The organism is Thauera aminoaromatica S2 (assembly GCF_000310185.1).
Lineage (GTDB): Bacteria > Pseudomonadota > Gammaproteobacteria > Burkholderiales > Rhodocyclaceae > Thauera > Thauera aminoaromatica.
Genome location: NZ_AMXD01000036.1, coordinates 1 through 9,681, shown reverse-complemented (window position 1 = coordinate 9,681; position 9,681 = coordinate 1). Strand labels below are relative to the sequence as shown.

8 protein-coding genes are annotated in these 9,681 nt (G+C 70.3%); all 8 read right to left on the bottom strand.

Going from position 1 to position 9,681, the window contains the following annotated elements; translation table 11 throughout:
- Window positions 1-94 precede the first annotated feature (94 nt).
- Window positions 95-1,027, bottom strand: a complete 933-nt coding sequence (locus C665_RS07770) for an ABC transporter permease (protein ID WP_004304738.1) — start codon at window positions 1,025-1,027, stop codon at window positions 95-97.
- Window positions 1,028-1,037: 10 nt separating this feature from the next.
- Window positions 1,038-2,102: an ABC transporter permease gene (locus C665_RS07765; RefSeq protein WP_004304736.1), complete on the bottom strand. Its 1,065-nt coding sequence runs from the start codon at window positions 2,100-2,102 to the stop codon at window positions 1,038-1,040.
- Window positions 2,095-3,690 (bottom strand): ABC transporter ATP-binding protein, encoded by a 1,596-nt coding sequence (locus C665_RS07760; RefSeq protein ID WP_004304734.1) that lies wholly within the window; start codon window positions 3,688-3,690, stop codon window positions 2,095-2,097. Before C665_RS07760 ends, C665_RS07765 begins: the two co-directional genes overlap by 8 nt.
- A gap of 67 nt (window positions 3,691-3,757) precedes the next feature.
- The gene (locus tag C665_RS07755; protein ID WP_004304732.1) at window positions 3,758-4,534 is read right to left on the bottom strand and encodes a tetratricopeptide repeat protein; all 777 of its coding nucleotides are present in this window, start codon (window positions 4,532-4,534) and stop codon (window positions 3,758-3,760) included.
- Window positions 4,535-4,547: 13 nt separating this feature from the next.
- Window positions 4,548-4,787, bottom strand: coding sequence for a hypothetical protein (locus C665_RS07750; RefSeq protein ID WP_004304730.1), 240 nt, complete (start codon window positions 4,785-4,787; stop codon window positions 4,548-4,550).
- Window positions 4,788-4,973: 186 nt separating this feature from the next.
- Window positions 4,974-7,847, bottom strand: a complete 2,874-nt coding sequence (locus C665_RS07745) for an adenosylcobalamin-dependent ribonucleoside-diphosphate reductase (RefSeq protein ID WP_004304728.1) — start codon at window positions 7,845-7,847, stop codon at window positions 4,974-4,976.
- Window positions 7,848-8,062: 215 nt separating this feature from the next.
- Window positions 8,063-8,911, bottom strand: coding sequence for an HDOD domain-containing protein (locus C665_RS07740; protein WP_004304726.1), 849 nt, complete (start codon window positions 8,909-8,911; stop codon window positions 8,063-8,065).
- Window positions 8,912-8,941: 30 nt separating this feature from the next.
- Window positions 8,942-9,681: cation diffusion facilitator family transporter (locus C665_RS07735; protein WP_004304725.1), on the bottom strand; the 740-nt coding region annotated here is incomplete at its 5' end.

Below are 9,681 nucleotides of genomic sequence, written 5' to 3'. Positions count from 1 at the left end.
CCGCCCGGCTGCTGCCGACTGCGTCACGCGCGACCCGAGATGGGTTGTCCCGCGCTGGAGGGCTGCCGAGCCGCCGCGGTCGCGGCGAAAGGCGTCAGGCCTCGGGCCGGTAGGGCTTGCCGAGCGAGACCGGCGAGTTGAGCCGGATCGTGTTGCCGTTGCGCGAGATCGCCACCAGCACCACGATGGTCGCCCAGTAGGGCAGGGACGACAGCAGCTGCGAGGGGAAGTCGATCTGCAGCCCCGAGCCCTGGATGAAGAGCTGGGTGACCATCACGCCACCGAACAGATAGGCCCCGACCATCACCCGCAGCGGCCGCCAGGTCGCGAACACCACCAGCGCGAGCGCGATCCAGCCACGCCCGGCGACCATGCCCTCGGCCCACATCGGCGTGTAGAACACCGACAGGAAGGCGCCGCCGATGCCGGCCATGGCGCCGCCGAACAGCACCGCCAGGTAACGGATGCGGATCACCGGGTAGCCGATCGCGTGCGCCGACGCGGGCGACTCGCCCACCGCGCGCAGCACCAGCCCGGCGCGGCTGCGGTGCAGGAACCACAGCAGGCCCCAGAACAGCGCCCAGGAGAAATACACCAGCGCCTGCTGGTTGTAGAGCGCTTCGCCGATCAGCGGCAGGTCGGCGATGAAGGGGATGCGGATCGGCGGCACCGCCTGCAGCGCCACCGCCTCGTAGGGCTTGCCGACGAAGGCCGCCAGGCCGACGCCGAAGATCGCCAGGGCCAGGCCGGAGGCGACCTGATTGGCCATCAGGGTGAGCACGAGCAGGCCGAAGAGCGCCGCCATCGCCATGCCCGCGCCCATGCCGGCGGCCACGCCCAGCCACGGGTTGCCGCTCTCGTGGGTGACGGCGAAGGCGGCGACCGCGCCCATCGCCATCATGCCCTCGGCGCCGAGGTTGAGCACCCCGGCCTTCTCGTTCACCAGCAGGCCGAGGGCGACGATGATCAGCGGCGTGCCCGCCACCACGGTGGCGAACAGCATCGAGGTGAAGAGACTCGCGTCCATGGCGGCCTCCTCAAGTGCCACGCCGGCGCAGGCGCAGGCGGTAGTGGATGAAGACGTCGGCGCCGAGCAGGAAGAAGAGCAGCATGCCCTGGAACACCATCGAGATCGAGTTGGGCAGGTTCAGGTATTGCTGCGCCTGCTCGCCGCCGATGTAGAGCAGGGCCATGAGCAGGCTGGCGAGCAGGATGCCGAAGGCGTTGAGCCGCCCGACGAAGGCGACGATGATGGCGGCGAAGCCGTAGCCGCTGCCGACCTTGTCGGTGAGCTGGCCCATCGGCCCGGCCACCTCGCCCATGCCGGCCAGGCCAGCGGCGGCGCCGCCGAGGAGCAGGCCCACCCAGATCATGCGGGTGGCCGAGAAGCCGGCGTAGCGCGCGGCGTCGGCGGCCTCGCCGGCGACCCGCATGCGAAAGCCCGCGTGGCTGCGGTTTATGAAGGCGTAGCCGGCCACCAGGGCGGCGAGCGCGATCGCGAAGCCGAAATGCAGGCGGGTGCCCTCGATCACCATCGGCAGGGTCGCCGCCTCGGCGAACATCCGCGTCTGCGGGAAGTTGAAGCCGTCGGGGTCCTTCCATGGCCCGAACACCAGCCAGGACACGAAGAGCTGGGCCACATAGACCAGCATCAGCGACACCAGGATCTCGTTGGCGTTGAAGCGCGTGCGCAGCAGCGCCGGGATCGCCGCCCAAGCCGCCCCGCCCGCGGCGCCGGCGAGGACCATTGCCGGCAGCACCAGGGCGCTCTCGGCGTCGCCGAAGTACAGCGCCACGCCGGTGGCGGCCACCGCGCCGAGCATGAACTGGCCCTCGGCGCCGATGTTCCACACGTTGGCGCGGAAGCCGATCGCCAGGCCGATCGCGCACAGCATCAGCGGTGTGGCCTTGAGCAGCAGTTCGGAGAGCGCGTAGAGGTCCTTGACCGGGTTGAGGAAAAAGACGCGGAAGCCTTCGACCGGGTCCTTGCCGAGCGCGGCGAACACCGCCAGGCCGCCGACGAGCATCAGTGCCACCGCGAGCAGCGGCGAGGCCCAGGCCATCAGCCGCGAGGGTTCGGCACGGGCTTCGAGCTCAAGCATGCGGGGTCTCCGTCGCGAGGGGCGCGCCGGCAGTGTGCTCGGCGCCCGGCCACAGTCCGCTCATCCACACGCCGATGTCCTCGATGCTGGTGTCGCGCGCGGCGCGCACCGGCGACAGCCGGCCCTTGGCGATCACCGCGATGCGGTCGCAGATCTCGAACAGCTCGTCGAGCTCCTCCGAGATCACCAGCACCGCGCAGCCGCGGTTGCGCAGGTCGATGATCCGCTGGCGGATGAAGGCGGCGGCGCCGACGTCCACGCCCCAGGTGGGCTGCGCGCATACGAGCAGGCGCGGGGCCTGCAGGATCTCGCGGCCGACGATGAACTTCTGCAGGTTGCCGCCCGACAGCGCCTTGGCCGCGGCGGCCGTGCCGCCACAGCGGACGTCGAACTCGTCGATGCAGCGCCGTGCGAACGCGCGCGCACGCCCGAAGCGCAGGAAGCCGGCGGCCACCATGCCCTGGTTGTGCGCGGCGGTGAGGAGCGCGTTGTCGGCGAGCGACATCGTCGGCACCGCGCCGCGGCCGAGGCGCTCCTCGGGCACGAAGGCCATGCCGAGCCGCCGCCGCCGCCCCGGCGACAGCCGGCCGGCCTCGACACCGCAGATCTGCACGGGGAATTTCTCCGCCAGCGGCGCCTCGCCCGAGATCACGCGCAGCAGCTCCTGCTGGCCGTTGCCCGAGACTCCGGCAATGCCGACGATCTCGCCGGCATGGACGTCGAGGTGGAGGTCGCGCAGGTCGGTGCCGAAGGGGTCGTCCGCGGCGTGCGAGAGCCCGGCCAGGCGCAGGCGGACTTCGCTGCCGGCCTGCCGCGCGTCGTGCTCGCAGCGCGGCAGTTCCTTGCCGATCATCAGGCGCGCCATCGAGGCGGGGGTCTCCTGCGCCGGGATGCACTCGCCGGTGACCTTGCCGCCGCGCAGCACGGTGGCGGTGTGGCAGAGCGTGCGGATCTCGTCGAGCTTGTGGCTGATGTAGAGGATCGAGCAGCCTTCGTCGGCGAGCCGGCGCAGGGTCTCGAAGAGCTTGCGCACCGCCTGCGGCGTGAGCACCGAGGTGGGCTCGTCCATGATCAGCAGGCGCGGGTCCTGGAGCAGGCAGCGGATGATCTCGACGCGCTGGCGCTCGCCCACCGACAGGGCGTGGATGTGGCGGCGCGGATCGACCGGCAGGCCGTAGCGCTCCGAGACCTCGACGATGCGCCGCGCGAGCGCGTCGAGCGCGGGCTTGCCGGGCAGGGCCAGGGCGACGTTTTCCACCACGGTCAGCGTCTCGAACAGCGAGAAGTGCTGGAACACCATGCCGATGCCCAGGCTGCGCGCATGCGCCGGGCTGGCGACCGCGACCTCCTCGCCCTCCCAGAACATGCGCCCGCTGCTTGGCCGGGTGACGCCGTAGATGATCTTCATCAGCGTCGACTTGCCGGCGCCGTTCTCGCCGAGGATGGCGCGGATCTCGCCCGCGCGCACGACGAGGCCGATGTCGTGGTTGGCGACCACCGTCGGGTAGGCCTTGCTGATGCCCTGCAGGACCAGTCGGGCAGGGCCGGCGGCGGTGTCCGGCTGCAGGGGGGGATACGGGATGGGCACGTCGATTCGAAGCGGTGTGTCGTCGGTCGGAAAGCGGGCGCGTGCGGCGTCGTGGACGCCCGGGGGCTCAGCGGCTGCGCTCGGCCGCCTGCCGGGCGGCCTCTTCGGCGGCTTCGAGCGACAGGGCCTGCGCGCGCCGGAGCTCGTCCGCGTCGAGCTTGACCGCGATGCTGTCGCGCTCCTGCACGCCGTCCATGTTGAGCAGGGCGGCTGCGCGATTGAACCACACATAGGCCTGCACCGCATCCCGTTCGACGCCGATCCCGCTGCGATGCAGGCGGCCGAACTCCACCATGCCCTCGGGATCGCCCGCATGCGCCGCCTGGTTCAGCCAGCGCGCGGCGAGCTCGTAGTTCTGCGGCATGCCGATGCCGCTGCGGTAGAGCTTGCCGAGCAGCACCATGGCACCGGTGTGGCCGCCTTCGGCAGCCTCGCGCAACTGGCTCACCGCGCTGGCGGACACTTCGCGGCCGCGCGCGGTGTCGAGCAGCGCGGCACGTGCGGCGCGGAAGCGGGCGTCGAGCGCGTCCGCCGGCGCCGAGGGCTCGGCCGCGGCGGATCGGGTCTCGCCCGGCGCATCGCCGGACTCGTCGAGGTCCAGCATGCGCACGCTCGCGATGCCGATGCCCAGGAGCAGCAGGGCCGACAGGATCCCCACCACCAGCGGCCATCTGCTGCGCGGGCGGAGCGCGTCGTCGGGAGCCAGGAAGCGCTGGTCGCAGGCCAGGCAGCGCCAGGGGTGCAGCCCGGGATGGCCGGCGTGTTCCTCGTGCGAGCGCCAGCGCGAACGCCGGCAGTCGGTGGATCCGCAGGCCGGGCAGACCGGGTGGGCGCGAGTGCTCATGCGCGCTCCCCGCTCAGCTCTTCCAGAACCACAGGATCGCGATGACGGCGATCGTCAGCAGCAGGGTGCTGCCGCCCACCGTGGCGACGATCGGGTTGTCGCGCAGGAGGCGGCGCGGCTCCGGGGCGTGGAAGCGGTGCACGCAGGACATGCAGCGCCATGCGCGCTCGCCCGGGTGGGCGAGGCGCTCGTCCGTGGATTTCCACGGGGACTCGCGGCAGTCGGTTCCGTCGCAACGCGGGCAGGTGGGCATGGTGATCGCTCGGGCGTGCCGTGGTCGCAGGGCGGGCTGCGCACCGTTTCTGAAGATTTTCTCGATTATATAGAGCGTCTGCGTCCAGGAAACGATCGACGGATCACACCGAGCGCAAAAAAGGGCAGCCCGCAGGGCTGCCCTTTTTTGCTGAATATGACGTTTGCGCGATGCCCGTGCGCGCGCTCAGCCGCAGGTCCCGACCGCGCCGCAGGCGGTGCAGAAGTCGCAGCCGTCCTTGCGGATCACGGTGTGGTTGCCGCATTCGTTGCACAGCGCGCCCTGCATCAGCTTGGGCTCGTTGTCGTCGCGCGGCGACTCCAGGATGCCCATCTCGCGCGTCGGGTAGCCGCGCTCGTCGAGCACGCCGAGCATGGCGTAGCGGTGGATGATGAGCTGCGCCAGGTAGGCCACGGTGCTGGGCCAGTTCTGCTGGCGGCGGGTGCCGGGCACGAAGGCCATGAAGTCGCCGAGCGGCTCGGGGTAGTCGAGGAGCTTGCGCAGCTTCATGCCGATCCAGGCCGGGTCCATGACGCGCATGTCGAGCGACAGGATGCGGGTCAGGCCGTCCAGCGCGCGCGGATAGTTGCCCGACAGCCACACCGAGTACGGGCGGGTGACGCCGTCCGGCAGGGTGATTTCCTTGAGGCCGAGCACGAAGTCTTCGCCGGTGGCCGGGTTGTAGATGTCCACCGTCCACGACAGCGTGCCGTCGGTGCCGGTCTTGGGTTCTTCCAGGCTGAACAGCGTGTCGAGGACGCCGTTGCTCTCGTCTTCCTTGTCGAACACGCCGAGCTTCTCGCAGCGGTAATTCACCACCTGGGCGAAGGCCGACACCACGCCGGGCACCAGCTTCTTCTCGCCGTGCGGCGGGAAGGGCATCTCGAAGGAGCGCTCGCCCACGGTGCGGGCCAGGGTGTCGAGCTTGAGCTTGAGCCAGCCGCGGTCGTTGGCGCGCATGTCCATCGACAGGGTCTTGGCCACCGCACCCAGGCCGCGCGGCTGGTCGGCGCCATTGACCCACACCTCGAACGGGAAGCTGCCGCCGTTGTTGCCCACCTGGCCGACGAAGAGGGCGAAGCCGCCGGTCGGGGTGTTGAGCATGTAGGTCCACGCCAGGTTGCCGTCGGGCAGGTCCGGGCGGCCGGGCCAGCGCAGGCTGGACAGCACCGGAGCGGGCAGGTTCTTGATCGACAGGCGCTTGTTGGCGTCGGCGATCTCGACGTCGTGCGGCTGCTTCTGCTCGGCGGTCGGGGTGACCGACAGCACCGAACCCAGCACCGAGTTGGGACGGTAGGTGGCGAGCCCCTTGAGGCCGGCTTTCCAGGCGGTGAGGTAAAGATCCTCGAACTCGGCGTAGGGGTAGTCCTCGGGCACGTTCACCGTCTTGGAGATGGACGTGTCGACGTAGGGCGCGACCGCGGCGACCATGTCCTTGTGGGCCTGCGCGGAGATCTCCAGCGCGGTGACGAAGGACTGCGGCAGCTTGTCGACGTTGCCGCCGAGGTGCTTGTACAGACGCCAGGCGTAGTCCTCGACCGCGTACTCCTTGAAGGTGCCGTCGGCCATGCGCTTGCGCCGGGTGTACGTATAGGAGAAGGGCGGCTCGATGCCGTTGGAGGCGTTGTCGGCGAAGGCCAGGCTGATCGTGCCGGTGGGGGCGATCGACAGCAGGTGCGAGTTGCGGATGCCGTGCTTGCGGATCTTGTCCTTCACATCGGCCGGCAGGCGCGAGGCGAAGTTGCCGCCCGACAGGTAGAGGTCGGCGTTGAAGAGCGGGAAGGCGCCGCGCTCGCGGGCGAGTTCGGACGAGGCCAGGTAGGCGCGGTTGCGCATGAACTCGGAGATCTTGCGCGCTTCCTCGCGCGCCTCGGCGGTGTCGTAGCGCTGGCCGAGCATGATCAGCGCGTCGCCCAGGCCGGTGAATCCGAGGCCCACGCGGCGCTTGGACTGCGCCTCGGCGTGCTGCTGCGCGAGCGGCCAGTGGGTGACCTCGAGCACGTTGTCGAGCATGCGGATGGAGACTTCGACCACCTTGCCGAAGCCGGCATAGTCGAACTCGGCCTTGTCGCCGAAGGGGTTCTTGACGAAGAGCGTGAGGTTGATCGAGCCCAGGCAGCAGCAGCCGTAGGGCGGCAGCGGCTGTTCGGCGCAGGGGTTGGTGGCCTCGATGGTCTCGCAGTAGTACAGGTTGTTGTCCGCGTTCATGCGGTCGAGGAACAGGATGCCCGGCTCGGCGTGGTCGTAGGTCGAGCGCATGACCTGGTCCCACAGCTCGCGCGCGCGCACCTTGCGGTACACCCACATGCCGTCGTCGCGCTGGTAGGCGCCGGCGGCCTTCACCTCTTCGGTGGGCTCGGCCTTGTGCACCAGCTCTACGTCGCCGTCGGCCTCGACCGCCTGCATGAAGGGATCGGTGACGCCGACCGAGATGTTGAAGTTGGTGAGATCGCCTTCATCCTTGGCGTGGATGAATTCCTCGATGTCGGGGTGGTCGCAGCGCAGCACGCCCATCTGCGCGCCGCGGCGCGCGCCGGCGGACTCCACCGTCTCGCACGAGCGGTCGAACACGCGCATGTAGGACACCGGGCCGGAGGCGTTGGAGGCCGTGCCCTTGACCAGCGCGCCCTTGGGACGGATGGACGAGAAGTCGTAGCCGACACCGCCACCGCGGCGCATGGTCTCGGCGGCCTGGGCTAGCGCGGTGTAGATGCCGGGGCGGCCATCGACCGCCTCGGTGACCGAGTCGCCGACCGGTTGCACGAAGCAGTTGATCAGCGTGGCGGCGAGCGTGGTGCCGGCGGCGCTGTTGATGCGACCGGCGGGCACGAAGCCTTTCTCCTGCGCCTCGAGGAACTTCGCCTCCCAGTGGGCGCGCTTGTCCTCGGCTTCGACTGCAGCCAGCGCGCGCGCGACGCGGCGACGCACTTCGGCGACGGTCTGTTCATCGCCCTTGGCGTACTTCTCGACGAGCACCTCGCCGGAGATTTCCTGCATCGGCAGGTTGGCGGCGGAGGCTTTGACGGTGTTCTGGGTGGACGCGCTGGTGGTCTCGCTCATGGTCTTTTTCTTCCTCCGTGGTGGGTCTTGGGACGGACGGAAGGATAGCGCGGAACGAGTGCTGGTGCAAAAAAATAAAAATGTAAAAAAACAATGACTTATATAATCTCTTTGTATTTCATGATTTTGCAGGGCACTACATGTAGTAGCTTCCGAAGTGGGGTTTTTGGGCTGGAATCCCAGTCTCCATGCGGGTTTGCGCCACGCTGCGGCCCCTACCTGCGTGGGAAGAACAGCGACAGGTAGGCGGCGAAATCGATCTCCGCACCTTCGCGCAGGCCCGCCAGGCGCTCCGCCTCGAGCCCGAGCAGGTCCCAGGTCTCGGGCGCGACGCGGGCGGCGGCGGCGCTGCTCGGGAGGTCCAGCTCGTCGGCCTCGGCGATGCGGCGGGCGAGGTTGATGGTTGCCGCCTCGGCGGCGTAGGCGCCGCCCAGGCGCGGCAGCATCTGCGCGCCCACCGCGGTGCCGAAGCGGTCGGGCAGTTGCCAGCGGTCGAGCAGGGCGGCGCCGAGTTCCGCGAAGTCGCAGCCGACCAGGCGACGCTCGGCGGCGTCGAGCGCCTCGTCGCCGGCTTGCGCCGCAAGGCGCGCGGCGGCGGCGAGCTCGGGCACGGTCTGGTACATCACCAGGTGGCCGGTGTCTGCGAGCACGCCGATCAGGAACAGGCGTTCGCCGGCGGTGAGGCCGGCGGCGATCCCGGCCGCGCGCGCGGCCAGTCCGGTGAGCAGGCTGTTGCGCCAGAAGCGCCGCATGTCGAGGCGGGCGGGGCGGACGCCGGCGAAGATGCCCTGCAGGGACATCGCCAGCACCAGGTCGTGCACCTGCTGCAGGCCGAGCAGCGCGACCGCGCGCACGATGTCCTCGACGCGGCCGCGCTGGCCGAACAGGGGGCTGTTGACCAGGTGCAGCAGGCGGGCCGAGAGCGCGGGGTCGGCGGAGACCAGGCGGGCGACGGTGACGACCGAGCCGGCCGGCGACTCGAGTTGTTCGCGCACGCGCATGTAAACATCGGGCAGCGAGGTCAGCGCCTCGATCTGGCTGACCAGTTCCTGGGCGGAGTGCATTGTCGGGGTCCTGTGGATCGGGGGAGGGGCTCAGCCGGCATCGCGTGCGCGCGGCGTACGTGGGGTGAAGACCAGCGGCTGCGCCGGCGGCAGCTCGGGTTGCAGGGTGGCGTGCTCGATGCCGAAGCGGCTGCGCAGCAGGGCGCGCTCGGCCGCCAGCACCGTCGGCCAGCGCGCCGCGTCGGCGAGCACGACATGGGCGGAGAGCGCGCTGCGGTTTGAATCCAGGCTCCAGATGTGGAGGTCGTGCACCGAGCGCACGCCCTCGACGCCCGCCATCGCGTGACCGACTTCGGGCAGCGACAGGCCGTCGGGCACGCCCTCGAGCAGGGTGTGGACCACCTGGCGCAGCAGCGCCAGCGTGGAGTACAGGATCAGGCCGCAGATCAGCATGGTGAGCAGCGGGTCGATCGGCATCCAGCCGGTGTACAGGATCACGATGCCCGAGGCGAGCGCGGCGACCGAGCCGAGCAGGTCGCCGATCACGTGCAGCAGCGCGCCGCGGGTGTTGAGATCGCCCTCGCCGCGGGTCAGCAGCCAGGCCACGGCCAGGTTCAGCACCAGCCCGCCGAGCGCGACCAGGATCACCGCCTCGCCGGCCACCGCGCGCGGCTCGAGCAGGCGCTCGACCGCGTGCCACACCAGGCCGCCGACGATCACCAGCATGAAGAGCCCGTTGGCGAGCGCGGCGAGCGCCTCGACCCGGCGCAGGCCGTAGGAGTGGCGGGCGCTGGCCGGGCGCAGCGCGATGCGCGCGGCGAGCGCCGCCA

Excerpts from the sequence above, each read along its gene's own strand:
- C665_RS07740 (WP_004304726.1), bottom strand. The coding sequence starts at position 8,911 with ATGCACTCCGCCCAGGAACTGGTCAGCCAGATCGAGGCGCTGACCTCG.
- C665_RS07765 (WP_004304736.1), bottom strand. The coding sequence starts at position 2,102 with ATGCTTGAGCTCGAAGCCCGTGCCGAACCCTCGCGGCTGATGGCCTGG.
- C665_RS07745 (WP_004304728.1), bottom strand. The coding sequence starts at position 7,847 with ATGAGCGAGACCACCAGCGCGTCCACCCAGAACACCGTCAAAGCCTCC.
- C665_RS07770 (WP_004304738.1), bottom strand. The coding sequence starts at position 1,027 with ATGGACGCGAGTCTCTTCACCTCGATGCTGTTCGCCACCGTGGTGGCG.
- C665_RS07750 (WP_004304730.1), bottom strand. The coding sequence starts at position 4,787 with ATGCCCACCTGCCCGCGTTGCGACGGAACCGACTGCCGCGAGTCCCCG.
- C665_RS07755 (WP_004304732.1), bottom strand. The coding sequence starts at position 4,534 with ATGAGCACTCGCGCCCACCCGGTCTGCCCGGCCTGCGGATCCACCGAC.